The organism is Acinetobacter sp. 1000160 (assembly GCF_000588715.1).
Taxonomy (GTDB): domain Bacteria; phylum Pseudomonadota; class Gammaproteobacteria; order Pseudomonadales; family Moraxellaceae; genus Acinetobacter; species Acinetobacter courvalinii.
Window position 1 is genome coordinate 431,617 of sequence record NZ_JFWP02000003.1, and the last position, 19,680, is coordinate 451,296.

Annotated in this window: 22 protein-coding genes; 5 read left to right on the forward strand and 17 right to left on the reverse strand. The window is 42.3% G+C overall.

What is annotated here, in order from left to right:
• Positions 1-98 precede the first annotated feature (98 nt).
• The 11 genes from J699_RS10340 to ppsA all read right to left on the reverse strand — a co-directional run bounded on the left by J699_RS10340 (position 99) and on the right by ppsA (position 10,376).
• Positions 99-398 (reverse strand): TM2 domain-containing protein, encoded by a 300-nt coding sequence (locus tag J699_RS10340; protein WP_032867355.1) that lies wholly within the window; start codon positions 396-398, stop codon positions 99-101.
• A 115-nt stretch (positions 399-513) separates the two neighbouring features.
• Positions 514-960 carry a 50S ribosomal protein L9 gene (rplI, locus tag J699_RS10335; protein ID WP_005229629.1) on the reverse strand — a complete coding sequence of 149 codons (447 nt, stop codon included), beginning with the start codon at positions 958-960 and terminating at the stop codon, positions 514-516.
• Positions 961-972: 12 nt separating this feature from the next.
• Entirely contained in the window at positions 973-1,200 is a 228-nt protein-coding gene (gene rpsR, locus J699_RS10330) for a 30S ribosomal protein S18 (protein ID WP_000090661.1), read from the reverse strand.
• A gap of 11 nt (positions 1,201-1,211) precedes the next feature.
• A complete protein-coding gene (rpsF, locus tag J699_RS10325) occupies positions 1,212-1,595 on the reverse strand; it encodes a 30S ribosomal protein S6 (protein ID WP_004638540.1) in 384 nt (127 codons plus the stop codon).
• 381 nt (positions 1,596-1,976) lie between these two features.
• Positions 1,977-2,855: a heme o synthase gene (cyoE, locus tag J699_RS10320; protein ID WP_009514438.1), complete on the reverse strand. Its 879-nt coding sequence runs from the start codon at positions 2,853-2,855 to the stop codon at positions 1,977-1,979.
• A 10-nt stretch (positions 2,856-2,865) separates the two neighbouring features.
• Positions 2,866-3,195, reverse strand: coding sequence for a cytochrome o ubiquinol oxidase subunit IV (locus J699_RS0218645; RefSeq protein WP_005229635.1), 330 nt, complete (start codon positions 3,193-3,195; stop codon positions 2,866-2,868).
• Positions 3,195-3,815, reverse strand: coding sequence for a cytochrome o ubiquinol oxidase subunit III (gene cyoC / locus J699_RS10315; RefSeq protein ID WP_032867352.1), 621 nt, complete (start codon positions 3,813-3,815; stop codon positions 3,195-3,197). The genes J699_RS0218645 and cyoC overlap by 1 nt, the downstream gene beginning before the upstream one ends.
• Before the next feature lie 4 nt (positions 3,816-3,819).
• The gene (gene cyoB / locus J699_RS10310) at positions 3,820-5,811 is read right to left on the reverse strand and encodes a cytochrome o ubiquinol oxidase subunit I (RefSeq protein ID WP_005229638.1); all 1,992 of its coding nucleotides are present in this window, start codon (positions 5,809-5,811) and stop codon (positions 3,820-3,822) included.
• Between the two features lie 3 nt (positions 5,812-5,814).
• Positions 5,815-6,867 carry a ubiquinol oxidase subunit II gene (gene cyoA, locus J699_RS10305; protein WP_005229642.1) on the reverse strand — a complete coding sequence of 351 codons (1,053 nt, stop codon included), beginning with the start codon at positions 6,865-6,867 and terminating at the stop codon, positions 5,815-5,817.
• A gap of 298 nt (positions 6,868-7,165) precedes the next feature.
• Positions 7,166-7,930, reverse strand: a complete 765-nt coding sequence (locus tag J699_RS10300; protein WP_032867350.1) for an RDD family protein — start codon at positions 7,928-7,930, stop codon at positions 7,166-7,168.
• Between the two features lie 67 nt (positions 7,931-7,997).
• Entirely contained in the window at positions 7,998-10,376 is a 2,379-nt protein-coding gene (gene ppsA, locus J699_RS10295) for a phosphoenolpyruvate synthase (protein ID WP_032867348.1), read from the reverse strand.
• 158 nt (positions 10,377-10,534) lie between these two features.
• On the opposite strand from ppsA, the gene J699_RS10290 reads away from it, so the two are divergent.
• Positions 10,535-11,371 carry a pyruvate, water dikinase regulatory protein gene (locus J699_RS10290; protein WP_005229647.1) on the forward strand — a complete coding sequence of 279 codons (837 nt, stop codon included), beginning with the start codon at positions 10,535-10,537 and terminating at the stop codon, positions 11,369-11,371.
• Positions 11,372-11,451: 80 nt separating this feature from the next.
• Complete coding sequence (locus tag J699_RS10285) at positions 11,452-12,168, forward strand: hypothetical protein (protein ID WP_032867346.1); 717 nt, start codon at positions 11,452-11,454, stop codon at positions 12,166-12,168.
• A 41-nt stretch (positions 12,169-12,209) separates the two neighbouring features.
• Here J699_RS10285 and J699_RS10280 read toward each other — a convergent pair whose 3' ends face one another.
• Positions 12,210-13,211 (reverse strand): LLM class flavin-dependent oxidoreductase, encoded by a 1,002-nt coding sequence (locus tag J699_RS10280; protein ID WP_162137919.1) that lies wholly within the window; start codon positions 13,209-13,211, stop codon positions 12,210-12,212.
• 143 nt (positions 13,212-13,354) lie between these two features.
• Positions 13,355-13,852, reverse strand: coding sequence for a glycine zipper 2TM domain-containing protein (locus J699_RS10275; protein ID WP_005229653.1), 498 nt, complete (start codon positions 13,850-13,852; stop codon positions 13,355-13,357).
• Positions 13,853-14,098: 246 nt separating this feature from the next.
• Between J699_RS10275 and J699_RS10270 the strand changes: the two genes are divergently transcribed.
• The gene (locus J699_RS10270) at positions 14,099-14,812 is read left to right on the forward strand and encodes a pseudouridine synthase (RefSeq protein WP_032867343.1); all 714 of its coding nucleotides are present in this window, start codon (positions 14,099-14,101) and stop codon (positions 14,810-14,812) included.
• Here the strand turns inward: J699_RS10270 and J699_RS10265 are convergent, their stop codons facing one another.
• From J699_RS10265 to imm48, 4 genes are all read right to left on the reverse strand, one after another.
• Positions 14,813-15,256, reverse strand: coding sequence for a GNAT family N-acetyltransferase (locus tag J699_RS10265; protein WP_032882803.1), 444 nt, complete (start codon positions 15,254-15,256; stop codon positions 14,813-14,815). It abuts the gene before it with no gap.
• 98 nt (positions 15,257-15,354) lie between these two features.
• Entirely contained in the window at positions 15,355-15,663 is a 309-nt protein-coding gene (locus J699_RS10260; RefSeq protein WP_005229661.1) for a type II toxin-antitoxin system RelB/DinJ family antitoxin, read from the reverse strand.
• A 109-nt stretch (positions 15,664-15,772) separates the two neighbouring features.
• On the reverse strand, positions 15,773-16,687 hold the full coding sequence (locus J699_RS10255) for a pseudouridine synthase (RefSeq protein WP_032882804.1): 915 nt from the start codon (positions 16,685-16,687) through the stop codon (positions 15,773-15,775).
• Between the two features lie 38 nt (positions 16,688-16,725).
• Positions 16,726-17,247, reverse strand: coding sequence for an Imm48 family immunity protein (gene imm48 / locus J699_RS10250; RefSeq protein ID WP_228131907.1), 522 nt, complete (start codon positions 17,245-17,247; stop codon positions 16,726-16,728).
• On the opposite strand from imm48, the gene tsaE reads away from it, so the two are divergent.
• Positions 17,241-17,717, forward strand: coding sequence for a tRNA (adenosine(37)-N6)-threonylcarbamoyltransferase complex ATPase subunit type 1 TsaE (tsaE, locus tag J699_RS10245; RefSeq protein WP_032867332.1), 477 nt, complete (start codon positions 17,241-17,243; stop codon positions 17,715-17,717). The two genes, imm48 and tsaE, sit on opposite strands and share 7 nt — an antisense overlap.
• On the forward strand, positions 17,707-19,680 hold the full coding sequence (mutL, locus tag J699_RS10240; RefSeq protein WP_032882805.1) for a DNA mismatch repair endonuclease MutL: 1,974 nt from the start codon (positions 17,707-17,709) through the stop codon (positions 19,678-19,680). Before tsaE ends, mutL begins: the two co-directional genes overlap by 11 nt.

A 19,680-nucleotide genomic window follows, 5' to 3' on the forward strand; every position in this document is an offset into this window, starting at 1 on the left:
GAAAATTGTGTAAGTGGTGCAATAGCATAATAGATAGTCATTTTTGCTATTGCAGCTTGATGGGCCAGATCGATGTAAGAAAAAAGGGCCGTTTTACTTTAAGGTTGTGCAAACCAGTCCTGTACGAACTTTCCATTTTTTAAGCGATAAGCTGAAAGACCATAGCGAAGATCATTCTTTTGCGCATCTTTAACAAAGCCAGTGTCTTTGCCCAAAGAATAGAGGAAGGCATCCAGTAACAGCAGGGTAGCATCAATAAACCACCACACGCCCAAGCCACCAAAGGTAATTAATTTTAAAACGCCACTGGTCTTTTTTCCGAGATAGAAACGATCTATTCCAAAAAAACCTAAAAACATGGCAAGTACCAAAGCAATGATACTATTCTTTTTTTGCATATCTGTGGCCCTATAGCGTGAGAATTATAAAATTTAAAACTTAATTTGAAGTCTTTTTGTATTTTTTAGACATAAAAAAAGAGCATGTAAAACATGCTCTTTTTCTTTGCAGAAATTACTCAGATACGATAGTAACGAGAACTTCAGCAACAACATCATGGTGCAATTGGATTGCGATGTTGAATTCACCAGTGTGACGAAGCGCACCGTTTGGTAAACGAACTTCTGCACGGTCTACAGTAAGACCAGCATTCGTTAAAGCATCAGCGATGTCACGAGTACCGATAGAACCGAAGAGTTTACCTTCATCACCAGCTTTCGCAGTGATAACGATGTTTACTTCGTTCAATTGTTCAGCACGTGCATTCGCAGCAGCTAATACTTCAGCTTCTTGCTTCTCAAGTTCAGCACGACGAGCTTCAAAAGCAGCAGTGTTTGCTTCAGTTGCAGCTACAGCTTTACCTTGAGGGATCAAGAAGTTACGACCGTAACCAGCTTTAACTGATACTTTGTCGCCTAATTTACCAAGGTTTTTAATGCGTTGTAATAAGATAACGTCCACAGCTCACCTCACTTACTTATGGTTGTCAGTGTACGGAATCAAAGACAAATAGCGAGCTTGTTTGATAGCTAACGCTAATTGACGTTGATAACGAGCTTTAGTACCTGTAATACGGCTAGGAACAATCTTGCCGTTTTCAGTGATGTACTGTTTTAAAGTGTCGATATCTTTGTAGTCGATGTACGCAACATTCTCAGCTGTAAAGCGGCAGAACTTGCGACGACGGTAAAAACGTGCCATTGATGTTCTCCTTATTCAGCTTCTTGAACTGCTTGTTGTGCTTCTTCACGTTGAGCTTTACGCGCACGTTTTTCTTCAGCACTCTTAGCAAGTAAAGATTCTTCAGTAATTGCGTGTTCACGACGGATGATGATGTTACGAATGATCGCGTCGTTATAACGGAACAATTCTTCTAATTCATCAAGAGTCGTTTGACCACATTCAACATTCATAAGAATGTAGTGTGCTTTGTGAATTTTGTTAATCGGGTAAGCCAATTGGCGGCGGCCCCAATCTTCTAAACGGTGAATTTGACCTTCAGCTTCTTTGATCTGAGAGATATAGCGTTCAACCATACCTACAACTTGATCGCTTTGGTCTGGATGTACCAATAGTACGATTTCGTAGTGACGCATTGTCAGCTCCTTACGGTTTAAGCAGCCCCTGATTATAAAAATCAGAAGCAAGGAGTCATAACTTAAAAAGTTATGTCGCAAATTGCGAAGCGGGGATTATAGTCAAATCAGCGTGATAAAGCAAATTTAGTGGGGTTGCGTTTTATAATTTTTTGTATGGTCAGCAAAAAAGTAACAGCAATTTGTTTTGGTGATGAAAAACAGTTTATAGAATTACAGCACAGTGAGAGTAGGATGAGAATCTTGGCCTAAATCAAGTGCAGAACAACTGAGGAGGGAGAATAAAAGAGAATTCATTTAGGCAATAAAGAAGCGAATGTTTTTATTGCACGAAATGATTACAGCAAGGGAGAATAAAAAGATAGAGCGTTCTCTATCTTTTTAAAAAATAGGGAAGAATGGTGCAGGGCTTTTGAAGCTAAAGCTAAAGCTTAAACTGATGACAGTAATCAGAATTACTGAAAAAAGGAAAAAGCGTTTTGCCCAAAGCTGATCGTCTTTAGCCTTAAATCCTAAAATACCAATGTAGAACCAGTAAATACAAAGTGCATTACAGATCACCAGGAAAATCATGTTGGTGTATCCATAAACATACAGTGCATTCATTGCAACAGTAAATAAAACCACATAAATCAGTGATTCAATCTTGGTTCTTAAAATCGAACGCGCTACAGGTAAAATCGGAACGCCTGCATTTTTGTAATCGTCAAAACGATAAATTGCAATCGCCCATGAATGTGGCATTTGCCATAAAGCATATGCAACAAAAATCAATAAGGCCGCCATATCGAACTGATGACTTACAGCCGTATAACCAATAACAGGAGGACTCGCTCCGGAAATACTACCAATGACGGTTTGATGGATTGTGGTGCGTTTGGTCCACAAACTATAAAAACCGACATAGACCACAAAACCAATCACAGCGAATAAAAATGCATAAGCATTGACATAGAACCAGAGAATGCTAAAACCAATAATACCTAAGACCAAGGCATAGCACATGGCAACAGTAGGGGAAATGGTTTTAGTCACAAGCGCGCGGTTCATGGTGCGTTGCATTTTTTGATCGATGTCTTGATCAATTACATTATTGACGACACAACCCGAAGCAACCACAAAAGTTGTTCCAAGCAAGGTCAGTAATAATAAGAGGAAGTCTATAGAGCCTTGGGCGGCTAAGAAGAAGCCGCCCAAGGTGGTAATAAAATTACCGAAGAGAATTCCTGGTTTAGTCAGGAATAAATACTTTTTCCACATGACAATCAGTTTAGATCATCATGTTGTAGTGTAGGTAATTCATAATCCACACAGAGCCGACTAACAGTACAGCGATACATAAGATTGTGTAGATAAATGCAATAAGGTTCCAACGTTGGTCAGATGATGTATTCATGTGTAAGAAGTACACAAGTTGTACAAGCACCTGAGCAACGGCAGTGATTGCGATTACTGTAACTAAGACGCCACGACTGAAACCACCCGCCATCACCATCCCGAACGGGATGATGGTGAGGATAACAGAGAGGATAAATCCAACAGTGTATTGTTTAAAGTTACCGTGTGACGCACCTGCAGCATTATGCTCATGACTACTCATTAGAGAACTCCCAGTAAGTAAACGACGCTGAATACACAGATCCAAACGATGTCAAGGAAGTGCCAGAACAAGCTTAAGCAAGCAAGACGACGTGTATTCGGTAAAGTCAAACCATTCTTTTTGATCTGATACATCAATACCAGCATCCACACTAAACCAGAAGTTACGTGGATACCGTGTGTACCAACCAAGGTAAAGAACGATGATAAGAATGCACTGTGAGTTGGACCATGGCCTTCATGTACAAGGTGACGGAATTCGTAGATTTCCATCCCGATGAACGATGCACCAAAAAGGAATGTAATCAATAACCAGGTGATCACCTGATTTACATTCTTTTTATAAGATGCCAGTACAGCAAAACCAAATGTTACCGATGAAATCAATAAGGCAAATGTTTCAGTTAACACGAAGCCTAATGAATCATGGAACAGGTCATATGCGCTTGGGGTTCCTGGTGGGATATGACTGCTTAATACAGCGAACGCGATGAAGAGTGATCCGAAAAGAATCAAGTCACTCATCAAGTATGTCCAGAAACCAAAGACCGTCAAGTCTGTATCATCATGCTCATGATGACCATCGTGGTCGTGGTTGTCGTGATGAAGTACTTCAGCCATTTCCTTAGTCCTTCTTCAAGTGTTTTTCAAGTAAAGCATAGCGTTCGTTTTCAATACGCTCAACTTCAGCAGCAGGAACATAGTAATCCACATTCTTGGTGAATGAGCTTACGATCAAGCTAACAACAGCTGAAACAAATGAAACAACAACGAGCCACCAAATATGCCAGATCAATGCAAAACCAAGAATGGTAATGAACATGGCAATGACGAAGCCAGCAGCACGATCAGTCGGCATGTGGATGTCTTCATATTTAGTGTTACGTGCGTATGCTACACCATTTTCTTTGTCAGTCCAGAAACGGTCAATGCCGCTTGCATCTGGTTCATGAGCAAAGTTATAGAACGGAGCAGGGGAAGAAGTCGCCCATTCAAGGGTACGGCCATCCCATGGATCGCCAGTGTGGTCCATGTTGTCCTTACGTTGTAAGAAACCAACAATGATTTGCATCAAGAAGCATGCAATACCGATTGCAACAAGAACAGCACCGAATAACGCGATAGCCAAGTATGGATCCCATTCAGGGTTGTCATATGTATTCAAACGACGTGTCATACCCATGAAACCAAGGATATAAAGTGGCATGAATGCAAAATAGAAACCGAAGAACCAGAACCAGAACGCAGCTTTACCCCATGCTTCATTGAGCTTCCAACCAAACATTTTTGGCCAGTAGAAGATGATGCCGGCAAACATACCAAACACCACACCACCGATAATTACGTTATGGAAGTGAGCGATCAAGAATAATGAGTTGTGTACCAGGAAGTCCGCAGGTGGAACAGCCATAAGTACACCAGTTAAACCACCGATACCGAATGTTACGAGGAAGCCAAGCGTCCATAACATAGGCGTAGTAAAGGTGATGCGACCTTTATACATGGTGAATAACCAAGAGAAGATTTTCACACCAGTCGGAATCGCAATAACCATGGTCATGATACCGAAGAACGCATTCACGTTCGCACCAGCACCCATGGTGAAGAAGTGGTGAAGCCATACAACGAACGCAAGAACAGTAATCGCGATGGTTGCATACACCATAGACTTATAACCGAACAACGCTTTACGAGAGAAGGTTGCCACGATTTCTGAGTATAGACCAAATGCTGGTAATACCAAGATATATACTTCAGGGTGACCCCAGGTCCAGATCAAGTTCACATAAAGCATTGGGCTACCGCCAAGCTCATTGGTGAAGAAATGGAAACCGAAGTAACGGTCAAGCGTCAACATTGCAAGGGTACCTGTTAATACAGGGAATGATGCAATGATGAGTACAGCCGTACACAGTGAAGTCCACGTGAAAATAGGCATGTCCATGAGTTTCATGCCAGGTGCACGCATTTTGATGATGGTAACAAAGAAGTTAACACCAGATAACAGCGTACCTAGACCAGAAACCTGAAGCGCCCAGATATAGTAGTCAACACCCACACCAGGAGAATATTGAATGCCAGATAGAGGAGGATAAGCCATCCAACCAGTCGCAGCAAACTCACCCAATACCAGTGAAAGCATCATCAAACCAGCAGCACCGGCGAATAACCAGAAGCTTAAAGAGTTCAATAATGGGAACGCAACGTCACGAGCACCGATCTGTAAAGGTACAGAGATGTTCATCATACCAACAACGAGACCCATGGCTACGAAGAAGATCATGATCACACCATGTGCGGTGAAGATCTGGTCGTAGTGGTCAGGATGCAGGTAACCTTCACCGCCGCCTTTCGCGAGGAAAAGTTGTAGACGCATCATGATCGCATCGGCGAAACCACGCAACAGCATGACGACAGATACGATGATATACATGATACCAATCTTTTTATGGTCTACCGTAATAAACCACTCATTCCACAAATATCCCCATTTTTTGAAATAGGTGATACCGCCTAAAACAGCAATTGCACCAAGTGCCATAAAGACCATGGTGACAAGTACAAGGGGTTCTGTCGGGATCGAATCCCACCCAAGTTTACCAAAAATCATATCCATGTCTTATTCCCCTTGAGCAGCGTGTTCTGCTGCAGCATGAGTTTCTGCTGTTGCATGTCCAGCAGAATGGTCAGCACCGTGATAGTTACTCATATAATGGTTGATAATTGTTTCAAACAATTTTGGTTCAACTGATGAGTAATAAGTCACTGGGTGTGGCTTAGTCGGGAACGGTTTCATCGCTTCAGCTTTAGCAAGCGCTTCTTCATCACCAGCAGCTTTAGCACGGTTGACTAAATGCTCGATCTGATGCTTAGAACGATCGCCATCTTTCAAAGTTGCTAATTCAGCTTGGTCAAGTGTACCTTTTTGAATTGCTTCAGGGTTAATACTTGTACCATTACCAGCTTTAACTGCTTCTACCCATTGCGCAAATTCCGGCTCAGTCACGCTGTGTGCTTTAAAGCGCATTTGTGAGAAACCATAACCTGAATAGTTTGCTGAGAAACCACGGAAAACACCTGGTTCATCTGCTAACAGGTGCAGGTGAGTTTGCATACCAGCCATTGCATAGATCTGGCCGCCTAACTGTGGGATGAAGAACGAGTTCATCGTAAAGTTAGAAGTGATCTTAAAGCTTACTGGTGTTTGCTCTGGGAAGCGTACTTCGTTTACCGTTGCAATGTTTTGCTCAGGATAGATAAAAATCCACTTGAACTGTTCAGCGACAGCTTGAATAGTTAATGGTGCTTTATCAGATTCTAACGGACGGTAAGGGTCGTACTTGTGGGAACCCCACCAAGTTAACCAAGCTAAAATACCAATAATAATGACAGGAACACCCCAAACAACGATCTCAATTGTCGTAGAGTGTGCCCAAGTAGGTTTATAGTCTGCATCTTTATTCGACGCGCGATATTTCCAACCAAACCACAATGCCATAATAATTGATGGAATTACCACCAATAGCATTAAATAGATCGCAGTCATCATCAAGTTACTTTGACCTTGACCAACTGGACCTTTATTGTTTAGAAGTACCATATCACCGCCACACCCAGTTAAGAGCGCGGCCATCGCAGATAAAGACAATACAGCTAAAATCGTTTGTCTCATTTTACAACCTCGGTGAAGAGTCCCATTCCCTAATTAAATTATGGGATAGCGATTAAAGTGTCGCGTGATTGATAAGAATTGTTTAAAAAATGCTTAGCAATCACGCGACACCGCTACGTTGTTGGGCATTATGCCTCATATTGAAGAACTAAGCTACTGATAAAGTGGCCTGAAATGCTTGTTTTAAAACCCGATTTATCTTGTAGGAATTAAGGTTGAGTTAAGTTCTTTTTGTATAGATATCAATTTAATATAAAAGAAAAGAGGATTAAATCCTCTTTTCTTTATCGAATTGTGACTACTGTTTAATTACCTTAGTTTTAGCCAATTTATCGTGCAGGGTTTGACGATTTTTGTTCAATGCGAAGAAAGCATAATCAACAATTGTAATAAATGGCATAAACAGTAAATTGAGAATAATAAAGAGAATGCTGCGCAACCAGAAAGCCCGAATTGAGCTGACCTGGGTCAATGTTTCAGCATCGACAATTTTAATTTTTGCAATTTTCTTACCAATACTCTGGCCTGATTTTGCAATAAAAAAAGCCTGAATCATCAGCATGATAATCAAGTAGGCAAAAATACTCATCCAGGCTTCATTCGGGATAAGCTGCATCAGCTGTTGTTGTAATTCAACCGCTTTACTCGACGCAACTTGCGCTGTCTGTAATTGCTTTTGAATTTCAAATAATTCTTTATATTGAGCTTCATTAAAAAAGAATGAAGGAATGGCTGCCATTGGCAACCAAAGCATCAAGTCCAAGACTTTTGCCAGCGCACGAGAGTGAAAAGGCGCCAATTCAGCTTTGGCTTTTTGCTCCACCTTGATTTTAAAAGAAGACTCATTGCTTTCGGTTGCAACGGGGGCAGCAAAAGCTGAGTAACCTACAGGTTCGTATACAAGTTTACCTTGAGTAAGTTCACCAAGTGTTTTCCATTCAGCCATACCTTCGTGCCAAGCCAGATCCGTCAATAAAACTTGTTGACTGGCAAGCATTTGGTTCACTTGTTCTAAACTATAGGGACCAGCTTGTTGATTGTTACGAGCCAAGTAAATTTGCATAAATAAAAATTCTCTATTCTAAAGATGAAAAAAGACCCTGCCAGAGAGGGTCTTTTTCTAAAAAAGATTAGGCTTTCTTGATTTGCTCTTCAGCAAGGAAGAACCAGGTGTCAAGGACTGAGTCAGGATTCAATGATACAGATTCAATTCCTTGTTCCATGAGCCATTTTGCAAGATCAGGATGATCCGAAGGACCTTGACCACAAATACCGACATATTTGCCTGCTTTACGGCACGCATGAATTGCCATAGAAAGAAGCGCTTTCACTGCTGGATCACGTTCGTCGAACAGGTGCGACACGATACCGGAGTCACGATCCAGACCAAGCGTTAACTGGGTCAAGTCATTTGAACCGATCGAGAAACCATCGAAGTGTTCAAGGAACTGCTCAGCCAATAATGCATTGGTAGGAAGTTCACACATCATGATCACTTTGAGACCGTTCTCACCACGTTTTAGGCCGTTTTGAGCAAGTAATTCGATCACACGTTTAGCTTCAGAAACCGTACGTACGAATGGGATCATGATTTGAATATTGGTTAGACCCATTTCATCACGAACTTTTTTCAAGGCACGGCATTCAAGTTCAAAGCAGTCACGGAAGTTATCTGAAACATAACGACTTGCACCACGGAAGCCCAACATCGGGTTTTCTTCTTCTGGCTCGTACAGTTTACCGCCGATCAGGTTGGCATATTCGTTTGACTTGAAGTCAGACATACGCACGATCACAGGCTTATCTGCAAATGCCGCTGCAAGGGTAGAAATACCTTCAACCAGTTTCTCGACATAGAATTCGATTGGAGAAGAGTAGCCCGCAGTACGCGCCATCACTGCTGCACGGGTTTCACGTGGCAAGCTGTCAATGTTCAACAATGCTTTCGGATGCACGCCGATCATACGGTTAATGATGAACTCAAGACGTGCAAGGCCGATCCCTTCATTCGGGATTTGGGCAAAGTCAAATGCACGGTCAGGGTTACCGACGTTCATCATGATTTTGAACGGTAATTGTGGCATAGAGTGAATTGAGTTACGTTGCACTTCAAAGTCAAGCGCACCTTCATAAATGAAGCCAGTATCACCTTCAGCACATGAAACAGTCACTTCCTGACCATCAGCAAGTACTTCTGTTGCATTACCACAACCGACAATTGCAGGCACACCTAATTCACGAGCAATAATCGCTGCGTGACAAGTACGACCACCACGGTTGGTCACAATAGCCGCAGCACGCTTCATCACTGGTTCCCAGTCTGGGTCAGTCATGTCAGATACCAGTACGTCACCGTCCTGAACCTTATCCATTTCTTTAATCGAAGTCACAACACGAACTTTACCTGAACCAATGCGTTGACCGATTGAACGGCCTTCACAAATTACAGTACCACGTTGTTTTAACAGGTAGCGTTCCATTGTGCCGACATTCTGGCGGCTTTTTACTGTTTCTGGGCGTGCTTGAACGATATAGATTTGGCCGTCATCGCCATCTTTCGCCCATTCGATGTCCATTGGAGAACCATAATGCTGTTCAATGATCAAAGCTTGCTTCGCTAATTCGTGAAGCTCATGATCATTTAAGGCAAACTGTTGGCGTTCCTGTTTCTCAACATCAACAATCCCCACTGATTTCCCCGCCGCACCTTCTTCACCATAAATCATTTTCTGGTGTTTAGAACCGAGGTTACGACGTAACACAGAATGTTTACCGGCATTTAGCAGCGGTTTTGATAAATAGAATTCGTCAGGGTTAACCGCACCTTGTACGACCATTTCGCCCAAGCCATAAGATGCAGTAATGAACACCACATCACGGAAACCAGATTCGGTATCAAGCGTAAACATAACACCGGCAGCACCAGTTTCAGAACGAACCATACGTTGTACGCCAGCAGAAAGGGCAACGACACTATGTTCAAAACCTTGGTGTACACGGTAAGCAATGGCACGGTCATTATAAAGCGATGCAAATACTTCTTTAATTGCGATAAGAATGTTATCAATACCGCGGATATTTAAGAAAGTTTCTTGTTGCCCTGCAAATGAAGCGTCAGGTAAGTCTTCAGCAGTTGCCGAAGAACGTACAGCAACGGCAATGTCTGGGTTACCGTTTGAAAGTGCTGCAAAGGCATCACGAATTTCTTGTTCTAATGTCGCAGTAAGCGGAGTGTCAACAATCCATTTACGGATTTTTGCACCAGTCTCAGCAAGTGCAATGACATCATCAACATTGAGTTGGGTAAGTTCAGCCTGAATTCGAGCATTTAAGCCGCTTTGATCCAAGAACTCACGATAGGCAGCAGCAGTTGTTGCAAAACCACCTGGTACCGATACACCAGCATTGGATAAATGGCTGATCATTTCACCCAGAGATGAGTTTTTCCCACCTACGAGTTCGACATCGTGTTTTCCTAATTTTTCCAGACCGATTACGCGCGCTTCCAAAGTATTTACTCCACTTTTTTTGCAGTATGAATGACCATCATTGGTATGAAATTATACAAAAGTGCCTAGATTTAGTATTTTACTAAGCGACAGTCATGTTAGATGAGTTTACTATAAAGATTATAGAGCACTAAGACAAATGTTTAAGGAGAATTTTGATGCCCGTAAGTAAAGAAATTAAACGGAGCGTTTTTTTTATTTCGGATGGCACCGCAATTACTGCAGAAACCCTTGGACATTCACTACTTGCGCAATTTCCGAACGTGGATTTTGACATCCATATCATGCCTTATATCGCGACCGAAGAGGCCGCAATGGTGGCTGTGGCAGAGATCAATGCCTGCCAGTCTCGGGATGGCTCTTTGCCGCTGGTTTTTGATACCTTGGTTGATCCGAACGTCCGTGAAATCATTAATACGGCCAAAGCGGTTAATCTGGATGTATTTGAAGGCCTGATCAGTAAATTAGAACAAGAAATCGGGGTGCCGCCTACCACTTTGGTCGGGCAAACGCATGCGGTTACCGATTCTGAATATTATAAAGCCCGTATTGATGCAGTGCATTTTGCGCTGGACAATGATGATGGTGCCAGAACACGTCATTATGATAAAGCTGATATCATTTTGATTGGGGTATCGCGCTCTGGTAAAACCCCAACCTCGATTTATTTGTCATTACAATTCGGGATTCGTGTAGCAAACTACCCTTTAACCGAGGAAGATCTGGATGACAACCGTTTGCCAAAAGTGCTGCGCGAACATAAGAATAAACTGTTTGGCCTGATGATTGATGCCGAGCGTCTGGTCGCGATTCGTAATGAACGTAAGGCCAATAGCCGTTATTCAAGTTTTAGTCAGTGCCAGATGGAGCTCCGTGCAGTTGAAGGCATCTATATCTCGGAAGGAATTAAATACCTCAATGTCACAGAAATGTCGATTGAAGAAATCTCAACCCGTGTTTTGCAAATGACCGGTTTAAAACGTCGTATTGGTTAAAAATGCGATTTAATAGAAAAAGCGTGGTCGATGTGCTGCGCTTTTTTCTATTTTGGCAAGAATAAAAACAGGACAATAGAATGAAAAGACTGGTACTTCTTCTACCGCTTCTTGTGATTTCGCAAACGCATGCGGAAACCTTGGCACAATTTGAAAAAAAGCTCATTCAGAAATATGCAAATAAAGATTTTTATCAGGTCAATCAGGCAATCGAGTCGGAAATCGTCGAGAAAATCGAGCATGATCCAGCCAGCTTTAAATATTCCTTTCCTGCTTTGCAAGACCATTACCATATGCATATCCAGTTTTCGCCGGATCAGCAGTTGAGGTTTTATACTTTTGATGTCGGTGGTGGTGGAACCATGGGTGAATATTCTTCTTATGTACAGACTCAAAATGAGGGGAAGACGCGCTTAACACCGGTCGAGACAGGTTTTATTTTTGATGTAAAGCAAACGATATTGGCGAAACAACCGGTTTATCTGGTTGAGAGCTATTATAAAGGTAGCAGCTGTGTCGGTGCTTATGCGATTGCTGCATTTCAGCCGAATAAAGCGGGAGCGGTGCGGCCAATAAAGCTCTTCCAGACCAAAACAAAGCTGCTGGATCATATTCAGGTTGATTTTGACTGTAACAATCATGAAAGCCCGACTGATGTGCCTGACTATATTCGCAGTGATAAAAAATTAGAAACCATTGATATTATGCTGCTGGATCAAAATTCAAAACCACAGGCCAAGTATTTGCGTTATCGCAAAAACAATACGATTTATCAGTATATAGGCGTTGTGAAGTAAGCATCATTTATGAAAAATAATGCTTACTTTCAGATAGCCATTTAGCTGTTTTTAAGGTCCATCAACAGGCTAAAGTTTTCTAACCGTTTCTGGGTGTCGTAAATATCACAGGTGAAAATAAACTCATCTACTTCATATTGACTGGCAATTTTATTTAAACCCGCTTTCACTGTTTCTGCTGAACCGATTTGCGCCATGGCATAGAAATTCTGAATGGCAAGTTGCTCAGAACTGTTTGCCAGACCTTGAGTCGATGCAATGGGTGGTTTGAGTTTCAGGCTGTGGCCCCGGATCAGGTTCAAGATCCGTTGATAAGAACTGGTTGCCAGATGTTGAGCTTCTTCATCGGTTTCGGCAACCACGGTCGGGACACCCATCGATACATAAGGTTGATCCAGATATTCAGAAGGCTGGAAATTATCCCGATAGATATCGATGGCCTGACCTAACATTCTTGGGGCAAAGTGCGAAGCAAATGAGTAGGGCAGTCCCAGCTTGGCTGCCAGTTGCGCACTAAATAAACTTGAACCGAGTAACCAGACTGGTACATGGGTATTTTGCCCAGGCGTTGCAATAATTCGTTGACCCGGTTGCGGTGCTTTAAAATATTGTAAAATTTCCTGCACATCTTGCGGAAATTGATCCTCTGTTTCCTGACGTCCTCGACGTAATGCGCGCATGGTCATCTGGTCGGTGCCCGGTGCACGGCCCAGACCCAGTTCAAAACGATCTGGATAAAGTGTTGCCAAGGTGCCGAATTGTTCTGCCACCACCAATGGTGCATGATTGGGCAGCATGATCCCGCCTGAACCCAAACGGATGTTTTGAGTGTTTGCCGCAATAAAACCTAATAAAACCGCTGTGGCAGAACTGGCAATCCCATCCATATTGTGATGTTCTGCCAACCAGAAACGTTCATAGCCTAACTTTTCAGCATGCTGTGCAAGCTCTAAAGCATGGCGTAGTGAAAATTCAATACTCTTATCATCTCTAACAGGAGCTAATTCCAGAATAGAGAACTTTATATCTTGTAGTGTTTTCATCATTACATCTCAAAACTATATATCGAAATACTACGATATAAGTTTGAGTTTGTATATCGAATTTGTTCGATATATTGTTTCAGCCCATAAAAAAAGCACCCGAAGGTGCTATAAAAGGTAAAGCGAATAAGAAACCAATTGGATTAACGATTTTTGTACCAGCCGCGATGGCGTCCATTATCATGACGATAGTTATGACGTGAATTATAGTAACGACGATCATCATAAGAACGACGATTGTCATAACGGCGGTCATAGCGACTGTCTTCATCACGATCTTGGCCAACTTTTTGACCGAGCGCTGCGCCACCAGCCGCACCTAAGGCTGCACCAATATAACCGCCGTTGGAACCACCCATGTTACGACCTACGGTATATCCGCCGACGCCACCTAAACCACCACCAATGGCAGCTTCGGTACGGTTACGTTTATTACTGGATGCAGCTGCACCACCAGCACCACCAATAGCCGAGCCAATCATGGCACCGGTATCACCACCAAATTGTTTACCTAATGCGGTACCGACCACACTGCCTAACGCTGAAGTTGCCGCAACGCGGGTTGCATTGTCTGCATGTGCCACAGTCACCATTGACGAGGTTGCCAAGATAACGCTACATAACCACATATTTGCTTTCATGATGAAACTCCTTATCCATTCTTTTGGACAGTATTCTTTTTGCTTGGGACAAATGTAACAAGAGTTTTTAGTGAAATTATGGAGTGCAATATCTGGATTGAGAGTATTTCACGAGGGTTTTGTATGGGTTCTATTACAAGTGAAGAAATTGTGAATAAATTATAAAAATAAAGAATGAGTAAGCAATGAACAACGGGCTTTGTGCTAATCAGGTACAATAGCAAAAGTTTGGTTTAGGATGTAGATATGCTGCTGGAAAAAATTTTGCAATCTCAAGGCTTTGGTTCACGTAAGTATTGCCAGCAGTTAATTAAAAATGGTTCTGTCCAGATCGATCAACAGATTTGTGATAATCCCAAACAGAATATCAATACCGATCAGTTGCTGTTTCAGGTGTTTGGTGAAGAATATCAATATCGTGAGCACGTTTATCTGGTTTTGAATAAACCGCAGGGCTATGAATGCTCACATCAGACTACACATCATAAAAGTGTATTCAGTTTATTTCCTGAAATTTTACTGCATCGAGGTATTCAGTGTGTGGGGCGGCTGGATCAGGACACGACAGGTCTGTTACTTTTGACTGATGATGGGCAATATTTACAAGCCTTGACTCATCCGCGCAAACATGTGCCTAAGGTGTATCATGTCACTACCACAGATCCGATCACACCTGAGCAAATTCAGGGCTTGCAGCAGGGTGTGGAGCTTCGAAATGAAAAAGGAATCTTTGCTGCAACGGATGTTAAATTATTTTCGGAACATCAGTTGAGCATGACCATTCATCAAGGCGTTTATCATCAAGTCAAACGAATGCTGGCTGCCGTAGGGAATAAGGTTGAAGCATTACACCGACATCAAGTGGGTTTACTTGAACTGCCTGAGCTGCCAGAAGGGGAATGGATGTATTTAAGTGCTGAGCAAAAACAGTTGAGTCAAAATATTGTGGTAGAAGATTAATTACTTCAAGAAGCAGTGATAAGTCTTAAATTCATTGTCCTGAATAAATCCCATGTGTTCATAGAGACGATGGGATTGGTAATTATTTTTTTGAGTTTCCAGACTAATCCGTAGCGCATTTTCATGGCGTGCAAAAAGGATGGCAGTATCAATCAGTTGTTTGGCTGAACCCTGTTTACGATAGCTTGGGGTGACATAAACATCATCTAAAATATAATAGGTTTCACAGGCCACCGAAGAAAAAGCAAGGTAGAGTAGAACAAAACCTGTAATAACATCGTCTTTTACATGAATGAAAATGACACTTTCTTTATTGTCAAAACGTTGCTTGAGAAATTGATAAGATTGTTCAAGATTTGATGAGGCACCGTAGAATTGACGGTATTCGTCAAACAAGACAGCAAGTTGATGAAGATCTTCCTTTGTGGCTCCCTTAACAATCATTCCAGCACATCCTTACGGTTATAATTTTATTTGGACTGTCAGAATAGCGAAAAAAATTCAGCTTAAAAAATAAAAACTTGTTTATAAATGCAACATTGTTAAGTTTTGTCACTTTCACCCAATAGTGCATTTAGCTCTTCGAATAGATCTTCATGATCATCCTCAATCTCGATTGCAGACGGATTTTCGGCAGATGCAGCAGCTTTGGATTTACGTAGCTTAAGCAATTGTTCCATATTAATGTTCTGGTTTTCAATTGCGAAAGGAATCGACTTGGTCAGGACAACCTGTTTAAAGAAAAGACGAACGGCCTGAGCAGGGGAGATACCCAACTGCTTAAAAACGGCAAAAGCCTGTTTCTTTTCCTGAGAATCGAGGCGAACCTGATAAACTTCTGTTTTACGCATAAAAAATGTAACCACATATTTTTAGTTATCGTCATGTATTTTAAACCATTGCAATGTAATTTCAATATTTTTGAGGTGAAAAAATAGAATTTTTGTCATTACGGTGTATCTACAATGTCAGTTCGAAATTGGATTTGAAGTGCATTTGCTGTTGTAACACCGGATCAACAAAATGAATCTCCTTGGCCAACAACTGTAATGGATGGCTGAAATCATCATCTGTTTTATGTGCAACCACTGGATAAAACGGATCATTTAAGATGGGAATGCCCAGAGAGTTGAGATGGACGCGTAATTGGTGCTGCTTTCCTGTTGTCGGTTTGAGCAGATATTTTGCAAGGTGCTGGTTATGTTCCAGCAACTCGATCAGTGTTTCCGTATTCGGAGTTTTATCGGGATTAATTTGCATGGTGTAAAAGGGCGTTCCCTTTTCCAGATGCAATTGCAAGCTCTGCGGAAAGTTGAGTTCTGCTCGATAATCCGCAATCGCGTGATAGGTCTTTTGAACTTGGCGTTCGGCAAAAAGCTGCTGATAAATGCCGCGGGTTGCAGGTGTTTTGAAAAAAAAAACCCCCCCCGCCGTTTCGCGATCCAGTCGGTGAATGGGCGTGAGCTCAGCATAACCTGTCTGCTTTTTTAATCTTACCAAAAGTGTTTCCTGAACATATTGTCCAGTTGGCGTCATGGTGAGGAAGTGCGGTTTATCGACCACCAGCAACTCTTCATTTTCAAATAAGATTTCATGCTGAAAGGGCACATGAATTTCGTGTACGAGAAACCGATAATAAAAAATGTGGGTATTGGGCGTGTAAATACTATCGATACCGAGTTTTGTGCCATCTGCTGCATAGATTAGCCCATCGGCAAAGCGTTGTTGCCATTCTTCTGGCTGGATATGAGGAAAATGCTGGCAGAGATAGTCAAAAATGGTATTTGCACAACCATCATGAGGTAAAAAAACTTTACTGGCACTCACGCCGTCGATCAGTGGCGGAGTAAAATCTGTATTTGAGAATTTATTCATTGAGTTAAATTATGCCCTTAAAAATCAAGATGCGCATTTTAAGGGCAAATCAGAGTAAGTATACCGTTGATGTTATTGCTTAGATTGACATAATCAGAATTGATGAATTGCCTGTGTCCATCAATTCCTCTATGAATGATTGCATGAGTGGTCGGGTGAAGCTCTTTGTCGCTAGCAACTTGAATAAGATGCTCTACGAAATCTTTAGCTTGTTGAGGGGGATATTTAAATTCTGCAGTCAAAATAAAAATGGCGAGTTTATGAATCTCTAAAGCGGGTAGTTGATTTAAAAAACATTGGGCATGAATGGCACCGAAACTAAAACTCGCAAGAATTTGCCTTTCTAGCTCAGTTGTTTTTTCAAAAGGTTTCCCAATGGATAAAAAAAGCTGATGCGTAAATTTCGAAATGAGTATCCGATGTTCTTCCACAACAGTTTCCTCAGAAAATAATTTAGAAGTTGTTTTAAAAAGTAGCAACTTCTTTCTATGGATTAGGCTTTGAAGCAGGGCAATGTTATCATAGCCAGCATCCCAATTTTGTTCTATTTGCCATGTCATATTCAGTGAAATTTAACTTAAATCATGAACAAGACACTCAACAGTTTGCACGCATCCTGTCTCAGCATGTGCATTCAGGCATTATTTACTTGATTGGCGATCTGGGTGCTGGCAAGACGACCTTTACCCGTTATTTTTTACAAAATCTTGGTCATCAGGGTTCGGTAAAAAGTCCGACCTATACGCTGGTTGAACCTTATACCATTCAGGGTAAAGAAATTTTCCATTTCGATCTTTATCGTCTGGATGATCCTTATGAATTGGAATTGATGGGGATTCGTGATTATCTGGAAACGCCCGATGCTTTATTTCTGTTTGAATGGCCATCCAAAGGTGGCGATGAGATTCCAAAGCCGGATATCGTGATTGATATTCAAAAATCAGAGGATGAATTGACCCGGTCTGTCACCTTAACTACAGAATCAGAATCTTTAATTCAAATTTTGCAGGAACAATTGAATGGCGCATGATTCAACCCGTCGTATTCATACCCTTGATGCTGCATTAGCCAACCAGATTGCAGCGGGTGAGGTTATTGAACGTCCTTCATCAGTGGTCAAAGAATTATTAGAAAACTCGATTGATGCGGGCGCAACTGAACTGATTATCCGGATTGCCCAGGGTGGTTCAACCCTGATTGAAATCATTGATAATGGTAACGGGATTCATCCGGAAGATTTACCTTTAGCCGTGATGCGACACGCCACCAGCAAAATTCAGACTGCAGATGATTTACATGCGATTGTGAGTCTGGGCTTTCGGGGTGAGGCCTTGGCTTCGATTGCAGCCGTATCGCGTTTGACCTTGACCAGCAGTCAGGATGAGCAGGGTGTTGGCTATCAGGTTGAAGTGAATGGGACAGCGTTTGATCATCAGCAGATTCAGGCGGTGGCGGCCCAGAAAGGGACGCATATTCGGGTGCAGGATTTATTTTTTAATGTGCCTGCACGCCGTAAATTCTTAAAAAAACCAACCACAGAATATAATCATATTGAAGAAATTGTGCGTCGTCTGGCTTTAACCCATTTCGATATCCGATTTGTACTGGAACATAACGATAATATCCGTTTAAACCTGCCGATCGCGGATAGTGGCGAATTACGTTATCAGCGGGTGCAGCAATTATTGGGACAGCAATTTATCCAGAATGCCTACTGGATTGATTCGGATAGTATTAATATGCGTTTGTCTGGCTGGCTAGGACATCCATCCGATGCGCGGGCACAGGCCGATTTGCAATATGTCTATGTGAATGGTCGTATTGTGAAGGACAAGACCATTTCGCATGCCTTACGTATGGCCTATGACGGTATTTTGCATGGTCATCAACATTCATCCTATCTGTTATTTTTGGAAGTTGATCCCGAAAATATTGATGTCAATGTGCATCCGACCAAGCATGAAATCCGTTTTCTGAACCAGCGTGAAGTGCATGAGTTTGTCCGACATTATGCCAAAGCAACTTTGTCGCAATTCCAGACGGCAACCGCTGATCTGGCACAGGCCATGAAAACAGATGGGGCAGAGAATAACTTCAGTGCTCCACCACAGCCAAAATATCAGGAACAATTTAATCTGCATCGTGCCGCTGTAGAAGCTGCACCACAGGCCGCTCAGCCTGCCGAGGTGTCGACCGATTTGTTGACCGACTTTCATCAGAGTCGCCCCCAGGCGGTACAGTACAATTCAGCCCAAACTCAGCAACCCAAATATAACGGTTCGGCACAATTGAATAATGCCTTGAAAACCTATTTGGCACCGCTGCGTGATGATGAGCAAATTCCCCCAGCTTCCTTTGATAAAGGGGGAGTAACAGATGATCAAGCAATGTCATCTCGAGTGGATGAGTTTCCGTTAGGTATTGCAATCGCACAGCTACATGGCATCTATATTCTGGCCCAAAATACTGAAGGCTTGATTATTGTAGACATGCATGCCGCACATGAACGAATTCTGTTGCAACAGATGAAATCGGCATGGGATAAACCCGAATTCTGGACCTCACAGCAATTGTTGATTCCGAAGGTGGTCTCAATCACCCGGATGCAGGCGACGCGGATCGAGGATCTACAGCCGCAATTGCAACGTTTAGGGCTGGAAATAGATCAATATGGTGATGAGCAGGTGATTGTACGTGGTGTTCCTGCGATTTTGCACAAGGCTGACTTTGCTAATCTGATTCCAGAATTATTAAATGATCTGGACCCCAATGATGAGGCGAGAGGTTTATTGCAAAAACGTGATGAGCTTTTGGCAGGCATGGCCTGTCATGGGGCAGTACGTGCCCATCGGCAATTGAGCCTGTCAGAAATGAATGCCTTATTACGTCAAATGGAACAGACCGAATTCGCCAGTCAATGTAATCATGGTCGTCCAACCTGGCGCGCGTTTCCATTGCATCAATTAGATAAATTATTTGCTCGAGGAGAGTAG